Origin of the sequence: Nonomuraea sp. NPDC049750, from assembly GCF_040659625.1 — a bacterium.
Taxonomy (GTDB): Bacteria; Actinomycetota; Actinomycetes; order Streptosporangiales; family Streptosporangiaceae; genus Nonomuraea.
In genome coordinates this window covers 290,318-315,884 of the sequence record NZ_JBFANB010000005.1, presented here as the reverse complement: position 1 = coordinate 315,884, position 25,567 = coordinate 290,318, and the positions used below count along the sequence as shown (strand labels likewise).

At 69.3% G+C, this 25,567-nt stretch carries 25 protein-coding genes and 3 tRNA genes; 15 read left to right on the top strand and 13 right to left on the bottom strand.

Going from position 1 to position 25,567, the window contains the following annotated elements; genetic code table 11:
• Window positions 1-25: 25 nt before the first annotated feature.
• Window positions 26-1,747 carry a hypothetical protein gene (locus AB0J16_RS16455; RefSeq protein ID WP_358539569.1) on the top strand — a complete coding sequence of 574 codons (1,722 nt, stop codon included), beginning with the start codon at window positions 26-28 and terminating at the stop codon, window positions 1,745-1,747.
• Between the two features lie 198 nt (window positions 1,748-1,945).
• On the opposite strand, the gene AB0J16_RS16450 is transcribed toward AB0J16_RS16455, so the two are convergent.
• From AB0J16_RS16450 to AB0J16_RS16435, 4 genes are all read right to left on the bottom strand, one after another.
• A tRNA-Glu gene (locus tag AB0J16_RS16450) sits at window positions 1,946-2,018 on the bottom strand.
• 18 nt (window positions 2,019-2,036) lie between these two features.
• A tRNA-Glu gene (locus AB0J16_RS16445) sits at window positions 2,037-2,112 on the bottom strand.
• A gap of 80 nt (window positions 2,113-2,192) precedes the next feature.
• Window positions 2,193-2,756: a hypothetical protein gene (locus tag AB0J16_RS16440; protein WP_358539567.1), complete on the bottom strand. Its 564-nt coding sequence runs from the start codon at window positions 2,754-2,756 to the stop codon at window positions 2,193-2,195.
• Between the two features lie 55 nt (window positions 2,757-2,811).
• Window positions 2,812-2,883, bottom strand: a tRNA-Gln gene (locus AB0J16_RS16435).
• 164 nt (window positions 2,884-3,047) lie between these two features.
• Between AB0J16_RS16435 and AB0J16_RS16430 the strand changes: the two genes are divergently transcribed.
• Entirely contained in the window at window positions 3,048-5,015 is a 1,968-nt protein-coding gene (locus tag AB0J16_RS16430; protein ID WP_358539565.1) for a M3 family metallopeptidase, read from the top strand.
• 175 nt (window positions 5,016-5,190) lie between these two features.
• Here the strand turns inward: AB0J16_RS16430 and AB0J16_RS16425 are convergent, their stop codons facing one another.
• The gene (locus AB0J16_RS16425; RefSeq protein ID WP_358539563.1) at window positions 5,191-5,745 is read right to left on the bottom strand and encodes a PadR family transcriptional regulator; all 555 of its coding nucleotides are present in this window, start codon (window positions 5,743-5,745) and stop codon (window positions 5,191-5,193) included.
• Window positions 5,746-5,817: 72 nt separating this feature from the next.
• Between AB0J16_RS16425 and AB0J16_RS16420 the strand changes: the two genes are divergently transcribed.
• Window positions 5,818-7,314, top strand: coding sequence for an MATE family efflux transporter (locus tag AB0J16_RS16420; RefSeq protein WP_358539560.1), 1,497 nt, complete (start codon window positions 5,818-5,820; stop codon window positions 7,312-7,314).
• Here the strand turns inward: AB0J16_RS16420 and gltX are convergent.
• Together gltX and AB0J16_RS16410 are read right to left on the bottom strand one after the other, a co-directional pair.
• Entirely contained in the window at window positions 7,208-8,581 is a 1,374-nt protein-coding gene (gene gltX, locus AB0J16_RS16415; RefSeq protein ID WP_358539558.1) for a glutamate--tRNA ligase, read from the bottom strand. The genes AB0J16_RS16420 and gltX overlap by 107 nt on opposite strands.
• The gene (locus tag AB0J16_RS16410) at window positions 8,574-9,350 is read right to left on the bottom strand and encodes a fumarylacetoacetate hydrolase family protein (RefSeq protein ID WP_358539556.1); all 777 of its coding nucleotides are present in this window, start codon (window positions 9,348-9,350) and stop codon (window positions 8,574-8,576) included. Before AB0J16_RS16410 ends, gltX begins: the two co-directional genes overlap by 8 nt.
• A gap of 198 nt (window positions 9,351-9,548) precedes the next feature.
• Between AB0J16_RS16410 and AB0J16_RS16405 the strand changes: the two genes are divergently transcribed.
• From AB0J16_RS16405 to AB0J16_RS16380, 6 genes are read left to right on the top strand one after another with little or no spacing between them, the layout of a single operon-like run.
• Window positions 9,549-10,010 carry an Asp23/Gls24 family envelope stress response protein gene (locus tag AB0J16_RS16405; RefSeq protein WP_358540329.1) on the top strand — a complete coding sequence of 154 codons (462 nt, stop codon included), beginning with the start codon at window positions 9,549-9,551 and terminating at the stop codon, window positions 10,008-10,010.
• Window positions 10,007-10,492: a hypothetical protein gene (locus AB0J16_RS16400; protein WP_358539554.1), complete on the top strand. Its 486-nt coding sequence runs from the start codon at window positions 10,007-10,009 to the stop codon at window positions 10,490-10,492. The genes AB0J16_RS16405 and AB0J16_RS16400 overlap by 4 nt, the downstream gene beginning before the upstream one ends.
• Entirely contained in the window at window positions 10,489-10,677 is a 189-nt protein-coding gene (locus AB0J16_RS16395) for a hypothetical protein (protein ID WP_358539552.1), read from the top strand. Before AB0J16_RS16400 ends, AB0J16_RS16395 begins: the two co-directional genes overlap by 4 nt.
• Complete coding sequence (locus AB0J16_RS16390; RefSeq protein ID WP_358539549.1) at window positions 10,674-11,072, top strand: Asp23/Gls24 family envelope stress response protein; 399 nt, start codon at window positions 10,674-10,676, stop codon at window positions 11,070-11,072. Before AB0J16_RS16395 ends, AB0J16_RS16390 begins: the two co-directional genes overlap by 4 nt.
• Window positions 11,069-11,737, top strand: a complete 669-nt coding sequence (locus tag AB0J16_RS16385) for a DUF6286 domain-containing protein (protein WP_358539546.1) — start codon at window positions 11,069-11,071, stop codon at window positions 11,735-11,737. The genes AB0J16_RS16390 and AB0J16_RS16385 overlap by 4 nt, the downstream gene beginning before the upstream one ends.
• Window positions 11,734-12,315, top strand: coding sequence for an alkaline shock response membrane anchor protein AmaP (locus AB0J16_RS16380; protein ID WP_358539544.1), 582 nt, complete (start codon window positions 11,734-11,736; stop codon window positions 12,313-12,315). The genes AB0J16_RS16385 and AB0J16_RS16380 overlap by 4 nt, the downstream gene beginning before the upstream one ends.
• Before the next feature lie 10 nt (window positions 12,316-12,325).
• On the opposite strand, the gene AB0J16_RS16375 is transcribed toward AB0J16_RS16380, so the two are convergent.
• Window positions 12,326-12,922, bottom strand: a complete 597-nt coding sequence (locus tag AB0J16_RS16375) for an HD domain-containing protein (protein ID WP_358539541.1) — start codon at window positions 12,920-12,922, stop codon at window positions 12,326-12,328.
• A gap of 138 nt (window positions 12,923-13,060) precedes the next feature.
• Between AB0J16_RS16375 and AB0J16_RS16370 the strand changes: the two genes are divergently transcribed.
• Window positions 13,061-14,692, top strand: a complete 1,632-nt coding sequence (locus tag AB0J16_RS16370) for a heparinase II/III family protein (RefSeq protein WP_358539538.1) — start codon at window positions 13,061-13,063, stop codon at window positions 14,690-14,692.
• A gap of 17 nt (window positions 14,693-14,709) precedes the next feature.
• Here the strand turns inward: AB0J16_RS16370 and AB0J16_RS16365 are convergent, their stop codons facing one another.
• Window positions 14,710-15,453: a FadR/GntR family transcriptional regulator gene (locus AB0J16_RS16365; RefSeq protein ID WP_358539536.1), complete on the bottom strand. Its 744-nt coding sequence runs from the start codon at window positions 15,451-15,453 to the stop codon at window positions 14,710-14,712.
• 235 nt (window positions 15,454-15,688) lie between these two features.
• Between AB0J16_RS16365 and AB0J16_RS16360 the strand changes: the two genes are divergently transcribed.
• From AB0J16_RS16360 to AB0J16_RS16345, 4 genes are read left to right on the top strand one after another with little or no spacing between them, the layout of a single operon-like run.
• Window positions 15,689-16,996 carry an L-fuconate dehydratase gene (locus tag AB0J16_RS16360; protein ID WP_358539533.1) on the top strand — a complete coding sequence of 436 codons (1,308 nt, stop codon included), beginning with the start codon at window positions 15,689-15,691 and terminating at the stop codon, window positions 16,994-16,996.
• A gap of 42 nt (window positions 16,997-17,038) precedes the next feature.
• Window positions 17,039-18,106, top strand: a complete 1,068-nt coding sequence (locus AB0J16_RS16355; protein WP_358539530.1) for a sugar ABC transporter substrate-binding protein — start codon at window positions 17,039-17,041, stop codon at window positions 18,104-18,106.
• Complete coding sequence (locus AB0J16_RS16350; RefSeq protein ID WP_358539527.1) at window positions 18,096-19,601, top strand: sugar ABC transporter ATP-binding protein; 1,506 nt, start codon at window positions 18,096-18,098, stop codon at window positions 19,599-19,601. The genes AB0J16_RS16355 and AB0J16_RS16350 overlap by 11 nt, the downstream gene beginning before the upstream one ends.
• On the top strand, window positions 19,594-20,616 hold the full coding sequence (locus AB0J16_RS16345; RefSeq protein ID WP_358539525.1) for an ABC transporter permease: 1,023 nt from the start codon (window positions 19,594-19,596) through the stop codon (window positions 20,614-20,616). The genes AB0J16_RS16350 and AB0J16_RS16345 overlap by 8 nt, the downstream gene beginning before the upstream one ends.
• 4 nt (window positions 20,617-20,620) lie before the next feature.
• Here the strand turns inward: AB0J16_RS16345 and cimA are convergent, their stop codons facing one another.
• From cimA to AB0J16_RS16330, 3 genes are all read right to left on the bottom strand, one after another.
• Window positions 20,621-22,201, bottom strand: a complete 1,581-nt coding sequence (gene cimA, locus AB0J16_RS16340) for a citramalate synthase (protein WP_358539519.1) — start codon at window positions 22,199-22,201, stop codon at window positions 20,621-20,623.
• Window positions 22,202-22,380: 179 nt separating this feature from the next.
• The gene (locus AB0J16_RS16335; protein WP_358539516.1) at window positions 22,381-23,031 is read right to left on the bottom strand and encodes a thioredoxin domain-containing protein; all 651 of its coding nucleotides are present in this window, start codon (window positions 23,029-23,031) and stop codon (window positions 22,381-22,383) included.
• Window positions 23,032-23,093: 62 nt separating this feature from the next.
• On the bottom strand, window positions 23,094-23,753 hold the full coding sequence (locus AB0J16_RS16330; RefSeq protein ID WP_358539513.1) for a TetR/AcrR family transcriptional regulator: 660 nt from the start codon (window positions 23,751-23,753) through the stop codon (window positions 23,094-23,096).
• A 211-nt stretch (window positions 23,754-23,964) separates the two neighbouring features.
• On the opposite strand from AB0J16_RS16330, the gene AB0J16_RS16325 reads away from it, so the two are divergent.
• A complete protein-coding gene (locus AB0J16_RS16325) occupies window positions 23,965-24,609 on the top strand; it encodes an O-methyltransferase (protein ID WP_358539510.1) in 645 nt (214 codons plus the stop codon).
• A 57-nt stretch (window positions 24,610-24,666) separates the two neighbouring features.
• Here the strand turns inward: AB0J16_RS16325 and AB0J16_RS16320 are convergent, their stop codons facing one another.
• The gene (locus tag AB0J16_RS16320) at window positions 24,667-25,563 is read right to left on the bottom strand and encodes an erythromycin esterase family protein (protein WP_358539507.1); all 897 of its coding nucleotides are present in this window, start codon (window positions 25,561-25,563) and stop codon (window positions 24,667-24,669) included.
• Window positions 25,564-25,567: the final 4 nt, after the last annotated feature.

The window sequence follows — 25,567 nt, the reverse complement described above, 5'->3', positions numbered from 1 at the left end:
CTCGCGGGCGCACTAGCCTGAGTGCGTGACAGATCGCATCGAGGTAGCCGCCACTGAGCTGCGACCCCTGCTCGAAGAGTTCATCATCTGGGCGCGCGACAACGCGCCCGAGAGCGACCCCGAGCTCGTGGGACCAGCGGCGCTGTGGCACCGCCTCGCCTTCTCCCAGGATCTCGGCACGTGGAAGCGTGCCGACCTGCGCAACCTGCTGCTCGACCGCATGCCCAAGGTCGTGGAGGACCCCGACGCCGCCGCCGACGGGATGCTCCCGGCCGTCGACGCGTACCTGACGTTCCTCTCGCAGACCGGACGGCTCACCGAGGGTTCTGACTCCCTCTCCGACCTGCAGGCCGAGCTCGACGACGTCGAGGACGACTTCGTCGAGCTGATGGAGGACCTCCTCGACGACGACGCCGAAGGCGACGACGACGAGGAGGAGGAGGAGATCGGCGACCTGGGCGACTTCGAGCCGTTCGCCGACGCGCTGGCCGACCTCGACACGATCAGGCTGCGCCCCGACTCCGAACTGGCCACGGCCGCCCGCGAGGTGCCGCTGATCGCCCAGGCGCGCGACCTGGCCGTGTGGGTGGGCTCCGGGCGCCGGGTGGGGGAACAGACCCTGCTCTCCGACGACGAGGTGGCCGAGGCGCTGACCGCCGTCGGACTGCCCAGGCCGGAGACCGAGGGCTCGCTCGCCGAGGCCGTCCCGCAGTTGTGGAACGTCTGGAACCTCGCCGTCGACCTGGAGTTCCTGGAGCCGGGTGACGCCAACACCGTGGGCGTCCAGGACGACACGTCCGAGTGGCCGTTCGACGACGACGAGGACGTGCTCGACGCCTGGATGCTCGGCCTGCACTCGGTCGACTACGGCGACCCCGAGCTGGCCGACGAGGACCTCACCATGGCCCTGGCGGGCCTCACGCGGGGCGTGCTGGTCAGACTGCTCCTCGGCGGCGGCTCCCGCGACCTCGCGGAGCTCGGCCAGGAGCTGTCCGAGGCGGCCGCGGAGCTCGACGAGCTGGGCGCCGACGCCTGGGAGGCGGCGGGCGACCCGCTCGCCGGGGCGCTCGCCTGGCTGACCGGTTATGGCATGGTCGAGGTCACCGGCCAGACGGTCAGCCTCACGCCGCTCGGCACCGAGGGAGTCGTCCACCTGGTGGACGACTCCGACATCGAGGTCGACGCGCGGCCGGCCATCGAGTCGATGAGCGCGCACGAGCTGCTCGCGCTCAGCGCCGAGCTGCCGGAGGAGGAGGCCGACTCCGAGTTCGCCGACTGGATGCGGCTGCGCGAGCCCGGCAAGGCGGCCGAGGAGCTGCTGGAGGCCGCCGCCCAGGACGAGTCCGACGCGCTCATCCGGGTGCAGGCGGCCAGCGTGGTCGGCACGCTCGGCGAGGCGGCGATCCCGGCCTGGCAGGAGGCGCTGAAGCAGTCCTCGCTGCGCCCCTACGCGGCCACGCACCTGAGCCAGCTCCAGGTGGAGGGCGCGCCGGAGCCGACGCAGGACGACACCCACTGGCTGATCCTCGACATGTGGACGATCTCGGCCGGGCTCGGCCGGTCGGAGTTCATCGGGAGCCTGCGGGACATCGGGCCCGAGCTGCTCAACAATCTGCTCGAGGTGATCTGGAAGATCCCGCACGCGCACGTGGAGGAGCTGCTGGACCTGATCTCTCAGGTCCACCCGGACAAGCAGGTCGCCAAGGCGGCGCGGCGGGCGCTGTTCAAGGCCCGCTCCAACTCCTAGGCACTTTCCGTACGGGATGGCGCCGCTCCAGCTGCTGGAGCGGCGCCATCGCCGTTCCAGCGACGTCTTGGGCGAGCGACCGGCTTGGACGGACCAAACGGCTTGGACGGACCAACCGGCTTGGACGGACAAACGTCTTGGGCGGGGCAAAAGAAAAAGCCCCCGGCGCGAAATGCGACCGAGAGCGGTGGTGAAATGTAGTCCCGACCGGATTCGAACCGGCGCTACCGCCTTGAGAGGGCGGCGTCCTGGGCCACTAGACGACGGGACCTTCGTGAGCTTGTGGCAGTGGTAGTCCCGACCGGATTCGAACCGGCGCTACCGCCTTGAGAGGGCGGCGTCCTGGGCCACTAGACGACGGGACCCTGTCCACAAGCGATTTTGCCAGGTTCCCCCGGCAACGCAGGTAACTCTACCGCACCCTCGGAGCACCACCAAACCACTATCAGGCCAGCAGATCGGGCCTATGGCGGCGGACCCAGTCGCCCATCGGGCCGCGTTCCCAGAGTGGATCGACGGCGCCGAGCGGGATGCCGAGCCACTGGAGGCCGGTCTCCGGATCGACGGGCACCGCGGAGAGCTGAGCCCGCATCCACAGGGGTATCCGCGGCGGCACATCACGCTCGCCCCAGCCGATCAGCCCGACGGACCGCAGGGCGTCGGCCCGGACCCGGACGCCGCCGAGGCGGCCGATCGGACGGGAGCCGGCCATCCGGCTCTCCACGACGTCGATCCGCTCCATCCGGGCCCATGCCAGCCGGAGGCGGAAGCCCTGGGCGTCGGCCAGCTCCACGCCCTGCGGGGAGAAGCGCACGACGGTGCCCGCCACCATCCGGCGGTGCTTGATCGCCAGCACACCGGTGAGCGCGCCGACGCCGAGTGCGCCGATCAGCACTCCGGCGGCCGTGCTGCCCGTCGCGATGGCGCCGAGCAGCAGGCACACGGGGAAGAAGAGCACGAGGGGCATCAGGAGGGGAGCCAGGAAGGCGAGGAACGACCCTGGTCGCATCCGAAATTCATCCATAAGCAAAAAACGGACGCCTCTATGAGACATCCGTTAAGCGCTGGGGTACCAGGACTCGAACCTAGACTAACTGAACCAGAATCAGTCGTGCTGCCAATTACACCATACCCCACCGGCCCGAACCCCGTGGGGTGCGTTAAGGCGACGTCCGAAAGAATAGCCCAGCTTGGGCGCCAAGACCAAAACGATTGCCGAACCGCCTTCCTCCGGGGCACGGAAGGGGGCCGGGCGTGCCAAGCTGAGGGGGACAAAGCACCACGTGGAGGAGCCCAAGCGTTGGCAGAGAACCCCTTCTTCGCCCCCAGCAGCCTGCCCTACCAGCTGCCGCCCTTCGAAGAGATCCGCGAGGAGCACTACCTCCCCGCGTTCGAGCGCGGGATGGCGGAAGGGCTGGCCGAGGTCGAGGCGATCGCGGACAGCGGCGAGCCGCCCACCTTCGACAACACGATCGCCGCGCTGGAGCGTTCCGGGCGCATCCTGGAGCGCGTGTCCGCGGCCTTCTTCAGCATCGTCTCCTCCAACTCCACGGAGGGCGTCCTGGAGCTGGAGAAGCAGATCTCGCCCGCGCTGGCCAAGCACAGCGACGCGATCCGGCTCAACCGCGCGCTCTGGGCCCGCGTCAAGCGGGTGACCACGGACGACCCCGAGGAGTCGTGGCTGCTGGAGAAATACCGCGAGGACTTCGTCAGGGCCGGTGCCGACCTGACGGAGGCCGAGCAGGGCGAGCTGCGGCGGCTCAACGAGGAGCTGTCCCGGCTGTCCACCGAGTTCGCCCAGAACCTGCTGAAGGCGCTGAGCGAGTCCGCCCTGGTCGTCGACGACGCCAAGGATCTCGACGGCTTCGACGAGTCCACGATCCAGTCGCTGGCCAAGGACGGGCGCTACGTCCTGCCGCTGCTCAACTACACCAACCAGCCGGCACTGGCCCAGCTCACCGACCGCGACGTGCGCCGCAGGCTCTACACGCTGAGCGTGGAGCGGGCGCCACACAACTTCGAGCTGGCGATCAAGATGGCCACGCTGCGGGCCGAGCGCGCCGCGCTGCTGGGCTTCCCCAACCACGCCGCCCACACCGTCGCCGACCAGACGGCCAAGACCGTGGAGGCGGTCGAGGCCATGCTGGGGCAACTCGTCGGGCCGGCCGTACGCAATGCGAAGAAAGAGGCGGAGGCGCTCGCCGAGCAGGCCGGGTTCGCGGTCGAGCCGTGGGACTGGTCCTACTACTCGGAGAAGGTGCGCCAGGCCCGCTACGACTTCGACGCCGGGGCCATGCGGCCCTACTTCGAGCTGTGGCGCGTCTACCGCGACGGCGTGTTCTACGCGGCCACGCGGCTCTACGGCGTCACGTTCACCGAGCGGCCCGACCTGAAGGGCTACCACGAGGACGTACGCGTCTACGAGGTGTTCAACGAGGACGGCGGCCGGCTCGGCCTGTTCCTGCTCGACCCGTACGCCCGGCCCAACAAGCGGGGCGGCGCGTGGATGAACAACCTGGTCGACCAGTCGGGCCTGTTCGGCGAGCTGCCGGTCGTGATGAACAACCTCAACATCACCAAGCCGGGCTCCGGGCCGACGCTGCTGACCTACGACGAGGTGAGCACGGCCTTCCACGAGTTCGGGCACGCGCTGCACGGGTTGTTCTCCGAGGTGCGCTTCCCCCGCGTGTCGGGCACCAGCGTGCCGCGTGACTTCGTCGAGTACCCGTCCCAGGTCAACGAGATGTGGGCGACCTGGCCGGAGATCCTGGCCAACTACGCCAAGCACCACGAGACGGGCGAGCCGATGCCCGCCGAGCTGGTGGAGAAGATGAAGGCCGCGGAGAAGTTCAACCAGGGCTTCATGACGGTCGAATATCTGGCCGCGACACTCCTCGACTGGGCCTGGCACAAGCTGGCCGCGGGCGAGGCGGTGGCCGACGCCGAGGCGTTCGAGTCCGCGGCGCTGGAGGCGGCCGGGATCGCCCTGCCGACGGTCCGGCCGCGCTACCGGACCAACTACTTCGCGCACATTTTCGCGGGGGGCTACAGCGCCGGCTACTACTCCTATATCTGGAGCGAGGTGCTGGACGCCGAGAGCGTCCTGTGGTTCAAGGAGAACGGCGGCCTGGAGCGGGCGAACGGCGACCACTTCCGCCGCGAGCTGCTGTCCAGGGGCGGCAGCATCGACCCACTGACCGCCTTCCGCAACTTCCGCGGCCGGGAGCCCAGCATCCAGCCGCTCCTGGAGCGCCGCGGCCTCCTCTGACGCCCACCACCCCTGTCCGGCGCCCCTGGTCGGCACTCTCCATCTCGCGCGGCTCAGGGACGCCGCTCAGGGACGCCACGACCCAGGGACGCGACTTGGGGGTGCCGCTCAGGGACGCGGGGCTCAGGGACGCCCCTCAGGGGCGCGGCGGTGTGGCCGATCAGGGACACGGAGCTCAGGGGCGCGGCGGTGTGGCCGACAGTTCGTCGAGCCGCTGCCTGAGCCAGTCCTGCTCGGCGTGGCTCGCGGCGCGGGCGACGACCAGCATGCCGCGCCGGTAGGGGTCGGGCTCGTCGCGCGCCCTCACCGGCCGCCCACCCTCGTAGAAGAAGCTCGCCGGCGCCTCCAGGAAGGCCAGCCGGCGACGCAGTACGGCGGCCTGGTCGGCGGGGTCGGGTAGCGCCGACAGGAACGTCAGCAGCGCGAAGAACCTCCCCTGGTCGCTGATATCCAGGTCGGCCGGCTCACGCAACCGCCGCAGCAGCTCCTCGCGCCCCGCCGAGGTGATCGTCAGCACCTGACGGCGGGCCGCCGCGGCCCCTGCCTCCTCGTGCCGCTCGACCAGCCCCTTGCCCTCCAGCCTGGCGATGGCCGGGTAGAGTGCGCCGTCGCTCACCGGCCGCAGGTGCCCGCTCAGCCCGGCGAGACGCGCTTTGAGCTCGTAGCCGTGCATCGGCCGCTCGTGCAGAAACCCCAGGATGGTGAGACTCAGGTCACCGCCACTTGCCATGGATGCATCTTAACGTTATACCTCTATTCGATATATCTCTATTCGATATACAACGAAGCGAGGCATGTGCAAATGATCAGACGCGCCCTCCCCGTCTACGTCGAGCTGCTCACCGCTGTGGTCGCGGTCGGGATGATCGACCTGCTCTGGGTCTCCGGCCTGGGCGAGCCGGCCATCGCGGCGGTCACCGTGTCCACCACCGTCGAATACCTGGCCTACGGCCTGTTCCTGGCCGTCCCGACGGGCGTCACCGTGCTGATCGGCCGCCGCGACGGCCGTGCGCCGCTCTCCCCCGTGGTCAGGACCGGCTGGCTGCTCTGGACCGCGTTCTCGATCGTGATCGCCGTACCCGGGGTGCTGCTCCGCGAGCCACTGGCCGCGTTCTTCGCCGGAGACTATGACCTCACGGCCGGTTTTCTGCTGATCTCGCTCGGTGGCCTGCCGGTGTACTTCGCCCAGACGATCGCGGACGGCATCGTCAAGGGTCTGGGCAATACGCGGATCCCCATGCGCAACGCGCTCGTGTGCGGCGCGCTGGTGGTCACCTTGGACCCGCTGTTCATCTACGGCCTCGATCTGGGCGTCCAGGGGGCCGCGCTGGCCACCGTGATCGCACGGACCGTCACACTGGCGATCTCTCTCCGCACCTTGGTACGACTGACGCCGCGCGACTCAGGCGACGGCCTGCTCGCGAGGGAAGGCGATGGCCCGCTCACCGGACAAGGCGATGCCCCGCACGTGAGGGAAGGCGATGGCCCGCTCACCGGACAAGGCGATGCCCCGCACGTGAGGGAAGGCGATGGCCCGCTCACGGGACAAGGCGATGGCCCGCTCATCGGAGAGGTCGTGCGGACCGGACTTCCCATGTCCGGTGATTTCCTGGCTCGTGCCCTCGTGGGCATGGCGCTGGTGGGGATCGTGGCCGGGTTCGGCACCGCGGAGCTGGCGGGCTACGGCATCGGGCAGAAGGTCATGCTCGCCGGGGTGATGGTCTTCTACGCGCTCCGCCAGGCGGCGATGATCAGCACGGCCCGCTTGGAGGCCACCGGCTCGCCGCTCTGGACCGGCCTGGGCGCGGGAGCGGTGGTGGCGGTCGTGCTCAATGCGGTGGCCGTGCCCGTCGCCGGGCTGTTCACCGCCGCGGCCGACCCCGCTGTGAGCTTCCTGCGGTGGATGCCGCTCTACCTGGTGCCCTTCGGCGGGCTGATCGCCGTCGGTGGAGTGCTCCAGGCGAACGGCGGGGGCAGGCGCCTGCTGACGGCCACGCTGGCCGGCTTCGCCGTACAGCTGCCCCTGGCCTACGCGCTGAGCGCGTGGGTCGGTGTCACGGGCGTGTGGCTGTCGATGGCCGCCGGAGCGGCCATCAGCCTCGGCATCGCGGTCGGCGCCGGAGCGACAGCCAGGCCGGGGGCCCCGGCGGTCAACCCTGGAACCCCGGCGGTCGGCTCTGAAACCCCGGTGGTCAGCCCTGGAGGCGGGCCAGGGCGGCGCGGATCCGCTCCTCGGTGCGTTCGCGGCCGAGCACCTCGATCGACTCGAACAGCGGCAGGCCCACCGTCCGGCCCGTGACGGCGACGCGTACGGGTGCCTGGGCCTTGCCCAGCTTGAGGCCGTGGGCGGCGCCGACCTGCTCCAGCGCCTCCTTGAGCGACTCGGGGTCCCAGTTGACGCCCTGGAGCCGCTCCAGGTAGCCGCCGAGGATCTCCACCGGGGAGTTCTTCATCGCCTTGTCCCAGGAGGCCTCGTCGAACACGGGCTCATCCAGGAAGAGGAAGTCGACGTTCTGCCTGATCTCGGACAGCACAGTGATGCGGGTCTGCGCCAGCGCCGCGACCTTGCTGAACATCTCCCGGTCCCAGTCGGCCTCGAGATAGGACGAGCAGCGCTCCTCGAACGTCTCGACGGGCAGGGCCCGGATGTACTCGCCGTTGAAGGCCCGCAGCTTCTTCTCGTCGAAGAAGGCGCTGGCGGAGTTGACGCTCTCCAGCTTGAACAGCGGCATCATCTCCACCCACGGCATGATCTCGCGGTCGTCGCCGGGGCCCCAGCCGAGCAGCATGAGGTAGTTGACCATGGCCTCGGCCAGGTAGCCCTCGGCGCGGTAGTCCTCCAGCGCCACCTTGTCGCGGCGCTTGGACAGCTTCTTGCGCTGCTCGTTGACGATCACCGGCAGGTGCGCCCAGACCGGCGGGTTGGCACCGAGCGCGGGCCACAGGAGCTGCTGCTTGGCCGCGTTGCCCAGGTGCTCCTCGCCGCGCACCACGTGGGTGATGCCCTGGGTGATGTCGTCGACCGCGTTGGCCAGCACGTAGAGCGGCGAGCCGTCGGTGCGGGCGATGACGAAGTCCTCCTGGGCGTCATTGGGGAACTCCACCCGGCCCCTGATGACGTCCTCGACGACCGTGACGCCCTCGTCGGAGGTGCGGAAGCGGACGGCGCCCTCGGTCAGGCCCCGGTCACGGCAGAAACCGTCATAACCCTTGTGCTCGGAGCCGGTGCGGGCGACGAGCGTCTCGCGGGTGCAGTCGCAGAAGTACGCCTTGCCGTCGGCGAGCAGCTTGGCCACGGCCTCGCGGTGCTGCGGCTCATAGGCCGACTGGAAATAGGGGCCCTCGAACACCGGGTTGGTGCCGTTGATGCCGATCCAGTCGAGCGCCGAGATGATGCCCTCGGTCCACTCGGGCCGGTTGCGCGTCGCGTCGGTGTCCTCGACGCGCAGCACGAAGCGGCCGCCGGACTGCTCGGCCAGCGCCCAGTTGAACAGCGCCGTGCGGGCGCCGCCGACGTGGAACATGCCGGTAGGCGACGGGGCGAAACGCACCCGTAGATCAGTCACGGGAGACCACCTTGTTCGTCAGAGTGCCGATGCCTTCGATGCCGACGCTGACCTCGTCACCGACCTCGACCGGGCCGACGCCCGCCGGGGTGCCGGTCAGGATCACGTCGCCGGGGATCAGCGTCATGACCGCGCTGACGTAGGCGACCAGCGCGGGAATGTCGTGGATGAGCTGGTTGGTACGGCCGCTCTGGCGCACTTCACCGTTGACCGTCGTCGTGAGCGCCAGGTCGGAGGGGTCGAGGTCCGTCTGGATCCACGGCCCGAGCGGGCAGAAGGTGTCGAAGCCCTTGGCCCTGGTGAACTGGACGTCCTTCTTCTGCAGGTCGCGGGCGGTGACGTCGTTGGCGCACGTGTAGCCGAAGATGACGTCCTTGGCGCGCTCGACCGGCACCTCGCGGCAGAGCCTGCCGATCACCAGGGCCAGCTCGCCCTCGTAGTCGACGCGGTGGGACAGCGACGTCGGGTAGGCGATGGGCTCGCCGTGGCCGATCACGGAGGTGGACGGCTTGATGAAGATGAGCGGCTCGTCCGGGACCTCGTTGCCCAGCTCACGGGCGTGCTCGGCGTAGTTTCTGCCAATGGCCACCACCTTGCTGGGCAGCATCGGGGCCAGCAGCCGCACTTGGGACAGCGGGTAGCGTTCGCCGGTGAACTGAACGTCCCCGAACGGGTGCCCGGAGATCGCGGACACGAACTCCTCACCGGGGCCACCCTCGACCACGCCGAACGACACGCCTTCGCCTGTGGAGAACCTCGCTATACGCACCTGACAAGGCTATCGCCGCCGCCACGCCCTCCGCCCGCCCCATGAATCGGTCACAAACGTACCTAAAGTCCGTTTTGTCACGCATTTTCGGTTGCCCGGAGGTTACTAGGGCTTTGTGACACATCGAGTGTCAGGAGGTGACGGATCGTGGCTGACACGGTAGTCAATCAGCAGGGCACGGTACCGCGGGCCAGGACGATGGAAGGCGGCCCGTCCGGGTCGCTGGTGACCGACAAGGGCACCACCACCATCGAGGACGTGGTCGTCGCGAAGATCGCCGGCCTCGCGGCGCGCGAGGTGTCCGGTGTGTACGACATGGGCGGCGGCACCGCCAGAGCGCTCGGCACCATGCGCGGCATGGTCGGCGGTGACAAGAGCGTCGCCCAGGGCGTGTCGGTGGAGGTGGGCCAGCGGCAGGCCGCCGTGGACCTCGACCTGGTCGCCGAGTACGGCGTCGCGATCCCGGAGTTGGCCGGAGCCGTGCGCAGGATCGTCATCAACGCGATCGAGCGCATGTGCGGACTCGAGGTCACCGAGGTGAACATCAGGGTCAACGACGTACACCTGCGGGACACGCCCGCCGGGGAGAGCAGCGGTACGAGCGCCGCCGAGGCGGAGCGGTCCGGCGGCAAGGCGGAGCAGGGATCCAGGGTCCAATGACCGGCGCCCAGACGGGCGGCGCTCCGACGAGCGGCGTCCCGGCAAGTGCTGCCCAGGCGAGCGGCGCCGCTACAAGTGGCGCCCAGGTGACCAGCGCTCAGCTCGCCGGAGCCGGGGGGACGGACGCCCGGACGACCGAGGCCCGGACCGCCGAGGCCCCGGCGAGCGAGGCCCGGTTGGTCGCCGAGCGGGTTCGCGACTGCGCCGGGGTGGCCGGGCTGTCCGGCGGCCTCTTCGGGACGGTGGCGACCTACCTGCCCGGCGAGCGCCTCACGGGCGTCTCCGTGGACGAGCGCGAGGTGACCATCGCCATCGTGGCGCGCCTCGGCCGCCCGCTTCCCGAGACGGCAGAAGAGGTACGGCGGGCGGTGGCCGGCCTGGCCGGCGACCGTCCGGTGAACATCCGGATCGACGACGTGGCGCCCGCAGACGCGACGCCCTCAGACAAGACGCCCGAAGGCGCGGTGAAGGAGAGCTCATGACGAACATCTCATGGTTGCCCGTGATCGGCATGGCCGTGGGCATGGTGCTGGGCATCGTCGGCGCCATCGGCGGGCTCGGCGCCTTCCTCCTCGTGCTCGTCCTGGGCGCGATCGGTCTCCTGGTGGGCCGCATCATGGAGGGCGGCGAGGTGAACCTGCCCAACTTCACCGTGAGGCGGAGATGACCACGGACACGCCCGCGTCCCAGGCATCCGCCGTGCTGGTGCCGGGGCAGCGCCCTGCTCCGGCAGTGCCGCCCGAGCGGCGTGGCCGTACCGAGGTCACGGACCGCGTGGCGGCCAAGATCGCCCGCCATGCCGCCCGCGAGGTGGCTGGGGTGCGCGAGGTGATCGAGCGCGGCGGGCTACGCGGGACACGCCCGGCGAACGCCACGGTGCGGGGTGACACCGTGGAGATCGGGCTGACCGTGTCCGTGGCCTACCCGATGCCGCTGCGCGCGGTGGCGGCCGTGATCAGGAGCCACGTGGCGAGCAGGATCGCCACGCTGACGGGACTCCAGGTGTCCCACGTGGACATCACGATGGCCGAACTCACGGCCCCGCCGGAGGTTTCGCCATGAGTACCGGAGCCCACGGGGCGGATGAACCGGTGACGACGACCCTGGGCGGCCAGGCGATCGAGGCGCCCCTGGGCGGTGCGATCAGGCCCTCGGGGGGCGGTGGCGCCGGGCGGGCGGCGGATCGGGCGGCGATGCGGGCGTTCAGGCCGCGGCGGACCGTGCCCGCCGTCGTGGTGGCCGCGCTGCTCACGATCCTGGGTGTGGTGGTGGCCGCGCAGACGATCTCGGCGCTCGCCGGGCGGCCGCTGCGGTGGGTTCGCCTGGACCGGATGCTGAGCTGGGCGGCGTCCACTCCGTGGAACAACGGGCTCTTCCTGCTCGGCGCCGCGATCGTCGCGCTGATCGGGCTGGCGCTGCTGGTGACCGCGCTGGTGCCCGGCAGGCCGCGGTTGGTGCCGGTACGTACCGGGGACGCGGACCTGATCATCGGCCTGCGGCGCAGGAGCTTCGCCAGGGCACTGGCGCATGCCGCGGAAGAGGTTCCGGGCGTGCACGCGGCCCGCGCCTCGGTCCGCGGCCACACGGCCGCCGTCACCGCGACCACCGCCGGGTGGGATCGGGAGCGGTTCGGCGAGGCCGTACACACCGCGGTGCTGTCCAGGCTCGTGGCGCTGAGCCCCATCGAGCCGTACCACGTGAAGGTCAACGTGAGGGAGCGCAAGTGAACCGCAGAACGAGCCGCGGCAACCGCTGGGGTTTGGCCCTGACCGGAATCGTGCTGCTCCTCCTCGGCGCCTACGCGCTGGCCCGCGGCCTGGGGGCATTCGGACGGGCCCGCGCGGTGACGCCGATCATGAACTTCTCCGTGCGATCGTTCCTCGCGGCCTGGAGCCCGTGGATCTGGTGGGCCGTCGCGCTGGTGGCCGTGATCGTGGCGCTGCTCGGCCTGCGCTGGCTGTTCGTCCAAGGGCGCCGCGACAGCCGCGACTCGCTGCGGCTGGAGACCGGCCCCGGAGGCGTCACCGACGTCACCGCGAAGGGCATGGCGTCCGCTGTCGCGGCGGACGTCGAGACCAGCCCCGCCGTGCTGAGCGCCGGGGCCGTCCTTGGGTGCTCCGATGCCCGGCCGCTGATACGGCTGCGCCTCGTGGCCGACGAGCAGGCGCCGATGAGCGAGCTCAGGGACCACCTGTCGGGCGTGGCGATCCCGCATATGCGTAGCGCGCTGGAGGCGGATCGCGTACCGGCGGTGGCCCGGGTGACCCTGGAACCCGCCCCGACCGCACACCGCGTCGCCCACTGAGACCCGCTACTCAGTCATCCAGGGGGTTGCGGGCGATGCGGTCGGTGATGCCCGCCCGGACGAACTGGCCCGCGAGGCTGGACGGCTTCCGCGTGCCCTGCTCGGTCACGCAGGCCGCGAACTCCTTGGCGATCTCCAGCCGCGGATGGCGGGCGAGCACCTCCTGCCGCACCTCCGCCGGGATCTCATCGGTACGCCGGCCCGAGATGTCCATGCCGGTCGACAGCTCCAGCAGGTGTCCCTCGGGATCCTCGGCCAGCGGCACCTCGTCCCACATGTGACGGATGATCACCTCGGCGGCCCGGACCCGGCGCTCGACCGGCCACCCGGCCCCCGCCGCGAACGCCCAGGCCACATGCCCGCCCGCCTCCTCGAACGGCACCGTGTGGCTGTCGAACTCCGCGGTCAACCCGATGTCGTGCAGCATCGATGACACGTACAGGAGCTCAGGGTCGAACGCGATCTCGTGCAGCCCCGCGTACGCCGCCGCCCACAGGTAGGCGCGGACGGAGTGGTTGAGCAACGAGGGCGAGTGATACCTGGTCGCCACCTCCAAAGCGCCCTGGCAGACGGGGGTGTCCGGGATCACGATGTCGTCGTATCTCATGCCCTCAGCATGTCGTGAAATGTCCGGCCCGGAAACCGAGCCGCATCGAGCCGCTAACGATCCGGCACCCAACTTGACCAGTTGATCGTGATTCGGTCAGCATGTTCCGCCCCCATCTTTTGCCCGGAAGGAACCGGCGTGCGCCGCCTTGCGATCCCCCTCGCTCTCATGCTCGTTTCCACCGGGCTGGTGAGCACCGCGCACGCCGACACCTCGGTGAAGCGCACCTCGCAGTGCCAGGGCGACTGGCTGCCCGGTACGCCCACGGCTGACGAGGTCATGCGGGGTGAGCTGCCCCTGGTCGAGCAGCCTCCGGTGAAGATCGGCAAGAAGATCAACTGGAGCATGAGCCCGTACCACAACCGTTCGTGGGAGTTCGTCTTCCAGTCGCTGCGCTGGATGGGCACGCTCGTCGTGGCGTACGAGAACAGCGGCGAGGAGCGTTACCTCGACCGGGCCGTGGAGATCACCAAGGACTGGGCCGCGAGCAACAGGCGGGGGGCCCGCGGCACCCCGTCGTACGCCTGGAAGGACCACCCCGTCTCGCTCCGCTCCCAGGCGCTGGTCTGCCTGAGCATGCACGTCAAGGACGCCTGGCTCAAGCAGACGCTGGCCGAGCACGGCAAGCTCCTGACCGACTCGCGGCTGTACAAGAAGGGCCACAACCACGGGATCGACCAGGACATCGCGCTCATGGGCATCGCCTGCCGCTACGGCCGCAAGGACTGGCTGAGCCTGGCCGTCAAGCGGCTGACCAGCACGGTCAAGCTCGACGTCGACTCCCAGGGCGCGCTCATGGAGCAGGCGCCGCGCTACGCCGTGTACGTGCACAGCAGGCTCATGGTCGCGATGACCAACATGAAGGACTGCGGCCGCAAGGTGCCCGGCGAGATCACCAAGCGGGCCGACGCGCTCAAGACGTTCGTGGCCCACTCCACCCAGCCCAACGGCTTCATGGTGCCGATCGGCGACGGCAGCGCCGAGGTCGAGCCCAAGATCGAGACCGGCACGCCCAAGGAGAAGGTCAAGGTCTACAAGGCCGGTTACGTGTACGGCCGGACCGACTGGGGCAAGCCCGAATCCGCCTTCTACTCGATCAGGTTCGGCCCCGGCCTGAAGTTCCACGGCCACGAGGACCACCTGAGCGTGACCTACTACGCCCAGGGCCGCGACATCCTGGTCGACGGCGGCTTCAACTCCTACGAGAAGAGCTCCTACCGCTACTGGACGCTCTCCCCCGAGGCGCACAACGTGCCGTCCGTGGTGGGCGGGCGCTTCCGTCCGCGCACGGCCAGCAAGCTCACCAAGTCCTCGTACGGCAAGGACCGGCAGGCCTTCCGGCTGACCGACACGGCCTACGGCACCTCCCGTACCCGATCGGTGCTGGTGAACCACGGCCAGGACGTGATGGCGGTGCTAGACACCGCCTCCGGCGGCAAGAAGGTCAAGAACCTGTGGCGCTTCGCCCCGTCGCTCAAGGTGATCTCCAACGGCGGCGGCCGGGTCGTGCTGGGCGACGGGAAGTACCGGGTCACGATGGTCCAGCTGGCGGGGTGCGAGCCGGTGGGCGGGCAGCAGGTGCAGCGGGGCGGGAAGCTGGGGTGGGTGTCGCCGACGTACCTGTCCAAGGTGCCGACGAACGTCGTCGTCTCCCCCGCCGCCAAGTCGCTGCTGACGGTCATCGTGCCCGACACCGACGCGCCGAAGGTGTCCTGCTCGGGCGGGAAGGTCAAGGTCCAGGGCCTGACCTTCCCCGCCAAGCTGCTCTAGCCGGTCCGGCTGGAGCGCTAGCGCCCCGGAACCGATTCGATCGAGGGCTCCGCGTACTCCTCCTGATCACGGGAGCCCTCGACGTCTCCGAGCACCGAACGGAGCCAGCTCTCGGTCGTGCTGATGTGCATCAGCGCCGCGGCCTGGGCGAGAGTCGCGTCGCCGGCGGCCAGGGCGTTGTAGATCGCCTCGTGCTCGGCGACGGTCTTGTGCGAGCTGCCCGCCTCGACGGTGCCGCGCCACACCCGCATCCGCACCGTACGGCCGGAGATGCCGTCGAGCAGGGTGGACAGCGTCTCGTTGCCGGTCGCCCGCACCACCGCGCGGTGGAAGGCGGCGTCGTGGTGATTCAGTTTCTCCACGTCGTCACTGGCGGCGCGCATGGCGTTCAGATGCTCGCCGATCTCCTCGAGTTGCTCGGTGGAGATCAGGGACGCGGCCAGACCGGTCGCCGCGGGCTCCAGCATCCGCCGCACCTGGACGATCTCCAGCAGGGTGTCGTCGCGCAGCAGCTCGACAGCCAGCCCCAGCCCTTCCAGCAGCAGCCGTGGCTCCAGGCTGGTCACGAAGGTGCCGTCGCCCCGCCGTATGTCGAGCACCCGGGCCACGACCAGCGCCTTGACCGCCTCGCGCAACGGGTTACGGGAGACGCCGAGCTGGGCGGCGAGCTGGTGCTCCGGTGGCAGCCGCGCCCCCGGGGACAGCTCGCCTGACTGGATGAGCGCCCGGATGCGGGAGATCGCCTCGTCGGTCAGGGACATGGGTACGGCCTCCCGGGGTGGAGCGGCTCGATCGGCACGCGAGCCACACGGGAAACATAACAGACATCCCATGTCTAAGTGAGAACCAGCCCCGATGATGAACAGACATGGGTTGTCTACCACTCTTGGTATCCTTTTCGGCTACCTCTAGACAGAAAGCACGGGGCGGGATTACAAAGACATCCCATGTCAAAATTTTGACTTGCCGGGAAACATCCCATGGAGGTACCTCATCGTGCCCGAGCTGATCACTGCGGTCGAGGCCCACGACATCCGGTTCCCGACCTCACGGCACCTCGATGGGTCCGACGCCATGAACCCCGAGCCCGACTACTCGGCCGCCTACGTGATCGTGCGGACCGGCGGCGGACAGGAAGGGCATGGGCTCGCCTTCACCGTCGGGCGCGGCAACGAGATCGCCGTCGCCGCGGTGGAGTCGCTGGCACCGCTGGTCACCGGACGGCCGGTGGCCGAGGTGCTGGGCGACCTCGGCGGGATGTCCCGCCTGCTCACCGGCGACAGCCAGCTGCGCTGGCTCGGCCCGGAGAAGGGCGTCACCCACATGGCGGCGGGAGCCGTGCTCAACGCGCTGTGGGACCTTCGTGCGCGCCGGGCGGGCAAGCCGTTGTGGCGGCTGCTGTCGGAGCTGTCGCCGGAGGAGATCGTCGACGTCGTCGACTTCCGCTACCTGGAGGACGCCCTCACCCGGGAGGAGGCGCTGGCCATCCTGCGCCGCGCCGAGCCGGGCCGCGCCGAGCGCCACGCCAGGCTGCTCGCCGAGGGCTACCCCGCCTACACCACCACCCCCGGCTGGCTCGGCTACACCGACGACAAGCTGGTCCGGCTGGCCAAGGAAGCGGTCGCTGACGGGTTTCGCCAGATCAAGCTGAAGGTCGGCGCCGACCAAGCCGAGGACGTCCGGCGCGTACGGCTGGCCCGAGAGGCGGTCGGACCCGATGTGCGCATCGCCGTGGACGCCAACCAGGCGTGGAACGTCGGCCAGGCGATCGAGTGGCTGGCCCCGCTGGCCCGGTACAACCTGTACTGGATCGAGGAGCCCACCTCGCCCGACGACGTGCTCGGCCACGCCGCCATCCGCAAGCGGGTGGCGCCCATCAAGGTCGCCACCGGCGAACACACGCACAACCGGGTGATGTTCAAGCAGTTCCTGCAGGCGGACGCGATCGACATCCTGCAGCTCGACGCGACCAGGGTCGCCGGGGTCAACGAGAACATCGCCATCCTGCTGCTGGCCGCCAAGTTCGGGGTCCCGGTGTGCCCGCACGCGGGCGGCGTCGGGCTGTGCGAGATGGTCCAGCACCTGTCGATGTTCGACTACGTGGCCGTCAGCGGCACCGCCGAGGACCGCGTCATCGAGTACATCGACCATCTGCACGAGCACTTCACCGACCCGGTCGTGATCCGGGAAGGCCGATATGTCGCCCCTGAGCGACCGGGCGGGGGCGCCGAGATGCGTCCGGAATCCCGTGCCGAGTACGCCTACCCGCACGGTCCCCAGTGGACCGCCGACCTACGGCTGTGACCCAGAACAGCGACCCGGAAACAGCGCAGGAAAGGAACAGCCATGAAACGAGGACTCGCCCTGGGGGCGGCCATCGCCCTGTCGGCCGGACTGGCCGCGGCCTGCGGGGGTGGCGCGGGCAGCGGCACGACCGCCTCAGGAGGCGGCAAGCCGGTCGTCGGGGTGGACTACCCCCGCTCCGACACCGACTTCTGGAACTCCTTCATCAAGTACGTCCCCAAGTTCGGCGCCGAGAACGGCCTGGAGCTGAAGACCTCCAACTCGCAGAACGACATCTCCAAGCTCACCGCCAACGTGCAGAGTCTCATCAGCCAGGGCGTCAAGGGCATCGTGCTGGCGCCGCAGGACACCGCTGCCGTGGCCCCCACCCTCCAGCAGCTCAACGCCAAGAAGATCCCCGTCGTCATGGTCGACACCCGTCCCGAGCAGGGTCAGGCCTTCATGGTGGTGCGTGCCGACAACCGGGCGTACGGCGAGAAGGCGTGCAAGTTCCTCGGCGAGAAGCTGGGCGGCAAGGGCAAGGTCGTGATGCTCCAGGGTGACCTGGCCTCCATCAACGGCCGTGACCGCACCGAGGCGTTCAACGACTGCATGAAGGCGAGTTACCCCGGCATCACGGTGTTCGGCGAGGCCGCCAACTGGGACGGCGCGATCGCCTCGCAGAAGCTCCAGACGCGGCTCACCGCCAATCCGGACATCAAGGGCGTCTACATGCAATCGAGTTTCGCCCTGTCCGGCACCCTCCAAGTGCTCCAGCAGCGTGGCCTGCTGGTCCCCCCGGACAACCCCAAGCACGTCTTCGTCGTCTCCAATGACGGCATCCCCCAGGAGCTGAAGGAGATCGCCGCAGGCAACATCGACGCCACCGTCTCCCAGCCGGCCGACCAGTACGCCAAGTACGCGCTGCAGTACGCCAAGGCCGCCATCGACGGCAAGACGTTCAAGCCCGGCGCGACCGATCACGACAGCACCATCATCCAGGTGCGCCCGGGCCTGCTGGAGGACCAGCTCTCCGCGCCGCTGGTCACCGCCGACGGCGGCACCTACGGGGGCGTCACGAGCGTCAAGCCGGGCGAATCCTCGCTCTGGGGCAACAATCTTGGCGGCTGACCAGGCGTCCACGCCTCTGGCCGAGGCGGTGGACGTCACCAAGAGATACGGCGAGACCGTCGCGCTGGACCGCGCCGGAATCCGGATCATGCCCGGCCAGACCCACGCTCTGGTCGGCCGCAACGGGGCGGGCAAGTCCACCCTGGTTTCGATACTCACCGGGCTCCAGGCACCCGACGAGGGCGAGGTGCGCTTCGACGGCGAACCCGCCCCGCGTCTCGCCGACCGTGACGCCTGGCGGCAGCGGGTGGCCTGCGTCTACCAGAAGTCCACGATCATCCCCCAGCTCACCGTGGCCGAGAACCTCTACCTCAACCGCCACGGCGCCTTCGTCAACTGGCCGGACCTGCGCCGCAAGGCCGCCGCCCTGCTGGAGACGTGGTCGGTGGACGTGGACGTACGGCTGCCCGCCGGCGAACTGGACGTCGAACAGCGGCAGTTCGTGGAGATCGCCCGTGCGCTGTCCTTCGGTGCCCGGTTCATCATCCTCGACGAGCCGACCGCCCAGCTCGACGCCGCCGCCATCGCCCGCCTGTTCGCCCGTATCCGTACCCTGCAGGAGCAGGGGGTGACCTTCCTGTTCATCAGCCACCACCTGCAGGAGATCTACGAGATCTGCGACACGGTCACGGTCTTCCGCGACGCCCGGCACATCCTGACCACCACGGTGGCCGGCCTGCCGCACGCCGAGCTGGTGGCGGCGCTGGCGGGAGAGGCAGCCGGCCTGGCCGGCACATCCTCCCGGACGGCCGTGCCCGCCGGCGCTGGTGTGGTGCTCGGCGTGCGCGGCCTGTCGTACGGCGACGCGTACAGAGAGGTCGGCTTCCAGATCCAGGCCGGCGAGATCGTCGGCCTGGCGGGCGCGGCCGGCAGCGGCCGGACCGAGCTGGCCGAGACCATCGCCGGGTTGCGCGCGGCCGATGCGGGCACGATCGAGGTCGCCGGGCGTGTCCCCCGTCCCGGCAGCGTGCCTGACGCGCTCGCCGCGGGCGTCGGCTTCGTCCCCCGCGACCGGCACCATCAGGGATTCGTCCCGATGATGTCGATCGCCAACAACGCCACCATGACGGTCCCCGAACGGCTCGGCGAGGCCGGCCTGATCAGCGGCAGGCGGCGCGACCGGCTGGCCGGCACCCTGATCGCCAACCTGGCGATCAAGACGCCCGGTCCCGGCCTGCCCGTGATGGGCCTGTCCGGCGGCAACCAGCAGAAGGTCGTCATGGCCAGGGCGCTGGCCTCCGATCCCCGGTTGCTCGTACTGATCACCCCCACCGCCGGGGTGGACGTGAAGTCCAAGGAGTTCCTGCTGGGCAAGGTCGAGGAGACGGCCGCCGAGGGGACCGGCGTGCTGATCGCCTCCGACGAACTCGACGACCTGCGGCTCTGCGACCGGCTGCTGGTGATGTTCCAGGGTCGCATCGTCGCGGAGATGGCCGCCGGGTGGCACGACCACGACGTGGTGGCGGCCATGGAAGGAGTCCGGCTCGATGCCTGAGAAAACCCTCACGCCCGTCACCGGGAGCGCCGCTCAGGAGCGGGCACGGCCACAGGTGCGGTTCGCCCGGCTGCGCGACTTCGCGCTGATCCCGGCGATCATCGTGATCGCCGTCGTCGGTCAGATCGTCAACCCGATCTTCCTGCAGGGCGACAATCTGATCAACATCCTGCAGACCATGTCGGAGATCTCTCTCCTGGTGCTGGCCCAGACCATCGTGCTGGTCGCCGGCAAGATGGACCTGTCGCTGGAGTCGACGTTCGGCCTTGCGCCGGGCGTGGCCGCCTGGCTGACCGTCGCCGCCGGCTCGGGCGCCGGGCTCGGCCTGGTGCCTGGCGCCTGGTCGATTCCGATCACCCTGGCCGTCGGAGTGCTGATCGGCATGATCAATGCCCTGTTGATCGTACGGTTCGGGCTCCACGGCTTCATCGTCACCCTCGGCATGCTGATCGTGCTGCGCGGCCTGCTCACAGGCATCTCCGGCGGCCAGACCTTCTTCAACCTGCCGTCGTCGATGCTCTACCTCGGTTCGGCCATGTGGCTGGGCGTGCCCGCCTCGATCTGGCTGTGCCTGCTGCTGTTCGCCGCCGGCATCGTGCTGCTCGGCTTCACCAAGTACGGCCGTGCCCTGTACGCCATCGGCGGCAACGTGGACGCGGCCAAGGCGGCCGGCATCCGTACCGACCGGGTGCTGTGGACCGCCTTGGTGGGCGCCAGCCTGCTTGCCGCGCTCGGCGGCCTGCTGATGTCGGGCCATCTCGCCTCTGTGGCCGCCGCTCAGGGCGATGGCGCCATCTTCACCGTGTTCGCCGCGGCCGTGATCGGCGGCGTCGGCCTCAACGGCGGCAAAGGCACGATGTTCGGGGCGTTCACCGGCATCCTCCTCCTCTACATGATCCAGAACGTCCTCACCCTGGCCGGCGTGCCCGCCCAGTGGATCCAGGCCCTCAACGGCGTCATCATCATCGTCGCCCTGGTCTTGTCCCGGCTCACGGGAGGCAAGGTCCAGGAGTAGACGCTTACGAGCCGGCTTCGTGGCCGGCGCGGAGCAGGCCGTAAGTCACCGCCTGCTCCAGCGCCTGCCAGGAGGCGTCGATGATGTTCTCGGCGACGCCGACAGTGGACCACTCGGCCGTGTCGTCGCTGGAGGTGATGAGCACGCGCGTGATGGCGTCCGTGCCGTGGGTGCCTTCGAGTATGCGGACCTTGTAGTCGATGAGCTCCAGCCGGGCCAGCTCGGGGTAGAGCTTCTCCAGCGCCAGGCGTACCGCCCGGTCGAGCGCGTTGACCGGGCCGTTGCCCTCGCCGGTGGCGACGATGCGCTCGCCCTTGGCGTGCACCTTGACCGTGGCCTCGCTGACCAGCTCGCCGCCCTTGGTGCGCTCGACGATCACCCGCCACGACTCGACCTCGAAGTGACGCTTGCGCTGTCCGTGGACGGTGTCGCGCAGCAGCAGCTCGAAGGAGGCGTCGGCGGCCTCGAACGTGAAGCCCCTGGACTCCAGGTCCTTGACCTGTCCGACCAGCGTCTTGGTGGCCTCGGGGGTGAGTTCGTAGCCCAGCTCGCGGCCCTTGAGCTCGACCGAGGCGCGGCCGGCCATGTCGGAGACCAGCATGCGCATGTCGTTGCCGACCTGGGCGGGGTCGATGTGCTGGTAGAGGTTCGGGTCGACCTTGATGGCGCTGGCGTGCAGCCCGGCCTTGTGCGCGAACGCCGACATGCCGACGTAGGGCGCGTGGGAGTTGGGCGTGACGTTGGTGACCTCGGTGATCGCGTGGGCGATGCGCGTCATGTCGGCGAGCGATTCCTGCGGCACCAGGTCGAAGCCCCGCTTGAGCTGGAGGTTCGCGACCACGGTGAACAGGTTGGCGTTGCCGGACCGCTCGCCGTAACCGTTGGCGCAGCCCTGCACGTGCGTGGCGCCGGCCTTGACGGCGGCGAGGGTGTTGGCGACCGCGCAGCCGGTGTCGTCGTGGCAGTGGATGCCGACACGGGCACTGGTCTGGACGGCGGCGTGGACGATGTCGGCCAGCTCGTCGGGGAGCATGCCGCCGTTGGTGTCACACAGGGCGATGACGTCGGCGCCCGCCTCGGCCGCCGTGCGCAGGACCTCGAGCGCGTAGGCTGGGTTGGACTTGTAGCCGTCGAAGAAGTGCTCGGCGTCGAGGAAGACTCGCTGTCCCCCCGCACGAAGGTGGGAGACCGTGTCGCGGATCATCGCGAGGTTCTCCTGGAGAGTCGTGCGGAGGGCCAGCTCCACGTGCCGGTCGTGGCTCTTGGCGACAAGGGTCACGACCGGCGCGCCGGATTCGCGCAAGGCGGCCACCAACGGGTCGTCGGCTGCCTTCACACCTGCTCGGCGGGTCGCACCGAACGCGGCGAGCTGCGCGTGCTTCAGGTCGAGCTCTGTTTGAGCGCGCCTGAAGAACTCTGTGTCCTTGGGGTTGGCGCCGGGCCAGCCCCCTTCGATGAAGCCGACACCCAGGCCGTCCAGCTGCCGCGCGACGGCGAGTTTGTCGGCGACGGTGAGGGTGAGACCCTCCTGCTGGGCGCCATCACGCAGCGTCGTGTCATAGACGTGAAAGCGATCGTCGGCCATGGTGTCGTCTCCCTGGAAAACAAAAAGACCCCTCACGGACGTGAGAGGTCTGCGCGCTGGCGGTGTCCCTTTGTCAGCCAGCGCGCCTGCTGATAATGAGCAGACCGTAGAACATGGTGCTTGCGAGTCTGCCACATCTATCCACTGGTCGGCACATCGATCTCAACCTTTGGGACACGTCAGACCGTGACGCCTGACCCGCCGGTGATGGCCCGCTCCAGGGTGACCGGGTCGAACGCCTCGTTGCCCAGCACCTCGCCGTCGAGGAGCAGCGTCGGTGTCCCGTCGATCCCCGCCTTCGCGCTCTCCTGCAAGTGCGCGTCGGCGTACGACTGCGAGATCACGCACTGGTCGACGTCCGCGCCGACCTTCCTGGCCGCCTTGGCCAGCTCCTGGACGTCGAAGCCCGAGGCCAGTCCGTGCGGCGAGGGCTGCATGGCGTACAGCTCCTCCCTGAACGCCAGCCAGCTCTCCTCGGGCACGCAGCGGGCAGCGGCGGCGGCGCGGACGGAGTTGGCGCGCATGGGCTCGTCCTCGAAGACCGTCACCGGATGGAAGACGACCTTGACCTTGCCCTCCTCGGCCAGCCGCTCGATCGTCGCGTTGACCCTGGTGTGCAGCTCCTTGCAGACCGGACAGTCGAAGTCCTCGTAGAGGTCGAGCACAGGGGCGTCGCCGCCCCTGTCCGCGAGCACCATGGAACCGTCGGGTTGCCGGGTGAGTCGCACTCCCTGTGCCGCCGACGTGCCGGGCTCGGAGAACGCCACGACAGTCAGCAGCACGACGAGCGCCACGCCCACGGCCACGACAGCCGTCACCCTTTTGTTCATTTTGCCCGCCCTTAGCTCATTGATCGCCGAGACCTTACCCGAAGAGCAAGAGCGGGCGTCTGTCAGCCTCCAGCCGAGCCGTTGCCGTTGCTGTGTCCGTTGCCGTTGCCGTTTCCGTTGTGGTGGCCGTTGCCGTTGGTGCTGCCGTTGCCGTACGCGCGCATGAACGTCCGGACCCCGGCGGCGATGGAGGCGTCGAGCTCGTCGTCTCGCATGGACGCGTCACCGATGGTCCAGCCGACCTGGGCGTCATACGTGATCAACGCCAGGAAGTCGCGCGCCGCCTGATCGGGGTCGGCCAGGGAGAGCTTCCCGGCCAGCGCCAGCCTGGCGAACCTGGCGGCCAGGGACCCCGCGAGCTGGCCCTGACCACGCTGCCGCCACTGCCTGGCGATGTCGGGACGCCGGGATCCCTCCGCCTGGACGAGTGTGCGCAAGGCGCGCGCCCGCTCGTCCATGAGACATTCACGCATGAGAGCACCGGCGAACGCCGTCAGCTCCGCCATGAGGTTCGCCGGTCGATCGGGAAAAGTCTCGATCATGGCGAATTGCTGGGCATTGACCCGATCGAAGTTCTCGTCGATCAGGGACTCGAACAAGCGCTGCTTGTCGCCCAGATGGTTGTAGATGGTCTGTTTGGATACCGCCGCTTCAGCGGCGATGGTTTCGATGCTCGCACCCGAGTAACCGTCGCGCACGAACACCCTCATTGCAGCGGTCATGATCGCTTCTCGTTTGGCGATACGCCCGCGCGGAGCAGCCTTCCCGGTCGCCCCTAGGCCCCTCGCCGAGGTCGCCGTTTCACCCACCCCGTAAGAGTACCCGTTTGACATATCGGACGTTTTATGTCTTTAGATATAGGGGATTATGACTTTCCACATTGTGCCCGGCTAGTGGCCGGAGCTGCTCCCATGCCCATTAAGAATAGAAATCATGAAAGCAGAATTTCTCGACCCCGCCGTGGCCCAGTACATCCTCGACCGTTCCACCCCGCCCGACCACCTGCTGGAGGAGCTCGCCGCCGAGACGATCGCGGCGACGGGCGACAGCGCGGGCATGCAGATCACGCCCAATCAGGGCACGTTCCTCACGATGATCACCCAGCTCACCCGGCCGGAGGTGGCGGTCGAGGTGGGGACGTTCACCGGCTACTCGTCGCTGTGCATCGCCAGGGGCCTGTCCGGCGGCACGCTGCACTGCTTCGACGTCAGCGACGAGTGGACGTCCATCGCCCGCCGCTACTGGGAGAAGGCCGGCGTGACCGGCCGCGTCACCCTGACCCTGGGCCCGGCGCGGGAGACGCTCGCCGCCTTCCAGCAGCCCATCGACCTGGCCTTTCTCGACGCCGACAAGCCCAATTACCCGGCGTACTACGAGCTGCTGATCGACCGGCTGCGGCCGGGCGGCCTGCTCATGGTGGACAACACGCTGTGGAGCGGCCGGGTGGCCGACCCGGCCGTAACGGATGAGCGGACCGCGCAGATGCGTGAGTTCAACGACCTCGTGCGGGAAGATCCCCGGGTCACCGTGGTCGTCCTGCCGATCGCCGACGGGCTCACCATGGTGCGCCGCCACTAGACCCTCGTCAGACTACGCTTCAGCCGCCTGCCGCCCGGCCGCCCGCAGACCAGCCGCCTACAGCTCGCGGACTGCCGTCACCCGCTCATGGTGGACGACTGCGTCGAACCAGCCGCCGAACGAGCCTCCGGACAGGTGGTAGGCGGCGTCGTCCGCCCGATCGTAGCGGGGCCCGATGAGCCGCGTCCTGGCCGGCGCGTCGAGCCAGGCCCTTACGACGGCCGGGCCCTCGACGCGTAGGTCCAGCAGGAAGTCGTCGAGATCGGCGGCGCTCAGGGCCGTCTCGGCGAAGTCCGGCGGCGGCGCGGGCACCTCGAACGGCAACGTGCCGTGTCCGAAGGTCAGCCCGATCGACAGGTAGCCGGTCCCGAAGCGCTCGCGCAGCCGCCCGCCCACGTTGCCGGTGCTCATGCTGGTGTGCGCGAGACCGCCCCAGTAGACGATCTTGTCTCCGGTGCGCTCGTGCCACCAGATCGTGTCCTCGGCCATCCGCCGCTCGATGGCCTTCATCCCGACGGCCGGCTCGGCCTGAGGCCGCACCCCGGCGAACCGTACCGGATCGTCAGGATGGTCCTCGTTGTAGGCCCGCATCCAGTGGACCAGGTCGAGGATCTCCCCGGTTCGCCAGAAGGCCCGCGCACCGGTCAGCGACGCGTGCGGGTCGCCTTTCCCCGTACGGACGTAATCGTCGAGCCCGACGCGGGCCGGGTCGTCCCCCTCCAACGCGAGCGAGCGGAACCCCAGCTCCTCGACCAGGAACCGCACCATCCGGTGCGCGGAGACCGACAGTTCATGGGCCTGCCGGGTCGAGGCGCCGAGGGCGACGACCGTGGCATCGCGCACGATGTCCCGCAATGGCCGTAGATCGGGGAGCGGGTCCCGTGAATCGAGCGGGTGGGCGTGACGGTTGATCCAGGCCGCAGTCGTATCGGCAACATCGGCCATATCGGTCATGAGA

Bases quoted from the DNA above. Each gene is read 5' to 3' on its own strand.
- AB0J16_RS16365 (WP_358539536.1), bottom strand. From the start codon at position 15,453: ATGTCCCTGACCGACGAGGCGATCTCCCGCATCCGGGCGCTCATCCAG.
- AB0J16_RS16420 (WP_358539560.1), top strand. From the start codon at position 5,818: ATGATCAGACGCGCCCTCCCCGTCTACGTCGAGCTGCTCACCGCTGTG.
- AB0J16_RS16345 (WP_358539525.1), top strand. From the start codon at position 19,594: ATGCCTGAGAAAACCCTCACGCCCGTCACCGGGAGCGCCGCTCAGGAG.
- AB0J16_RS16390 (WP_358539549.1), top strand. From the start codon at position 10,674: ATGACCACGGACACGCCCGCGTCCCAGGCATCCGCCGTGCTGGTGCCG.
- AB0J16_RS16400 (WP_358539554.1), top strand. From the start codon at position 10,007: ATGACCGGCGCCCAGACGGGCGGCGCTCCGACGAGCGGCGTCCCGGCA.
- AB0J16_RS16355 (WP_358539530.1), top strand. From the start codon at position 17,039: ATGAAACGAGGACTCGCCCTGGGGGCGGCCATCGCCCTGTCGGCCGGA.
- AB0J16_RS16325 (WP_358539510.1), top strand. From the start codon at position 23,965: ATGAAAGCAGAATTTCTCGACCCCGCCGTGGCCCAGTACATCCTCGAC.
- AB0J16_RS16395 (WP_358539552.1), top strand. From the start codon at position 10,489: ATGACGAACATCTCATGGTTGCCCGTGATCGGCATGGCCGTGGGCATG.
- AB0J16_RS16385 (WP_358539546.1), top strand. From the start codon at position 11,069: ATGAGTACCGGAGCCCACGGGGCGGATGAACCGGTGACGACGACCCTG.
- AB0J16_RS16440 (WP_358539567.1), bottom strand. From the start codon at position 2,756: ATGCGACCAGGGTCGTTCCTCGCCTTCCTGGCTCCCCTCCTGATGCCC.
- AB0J16_RS16320 (WP_358539507.1), bottom strand. From the start codon at position 25,563: ATGACCGATATGGCCGATGTTGCCGATACGACTGCGGCCTGGATCAAC.
- AB0J16_RS16405 (WP_358540329.1), top strand. From the start codon at position 9,549: ATGGAAGGCGGCCCGTCCGGGTCGCTGGTGACCGACAAGGGCACCACC.
- AB0J16_RS16425 (WP_358539563.1), bottom strand. From the start codon at position 5,745: ATGGCAAGTGGCGGTGACCTGAGTCTCACCATCCTGGGGTTTCTGCAC.
- AB0J16_RS16375 (WP_358539541.1), bottom strand. From the start codon at position 12,922: ATGAGATACGACGACATCGTGATCCCGGACACCCCCGTCTGCCAGGGC.
- cimA (WP_358539519.1), bottom strand. From the start codon at position 22,201: ATGGCCGACGATCGCTTTCACGTCTATGACACGACGCTGCGTGATGGC.
- AB0J16_RS16330 (WP_358539513.1), bottom strand. From the start codon at position 23,753: ATGACCGCTGCAATGAGGGTGTTCGTGCGCGACGGTTACTCGGGTGCG.
- AB0J16_RS16335 (WP_358539516.1), bottom strand. From the start codon at position 23,031: ATGAACAAAAGGGTGACGGCTGTCGTGGCCGTGGGCGTGGCGCTCGTC.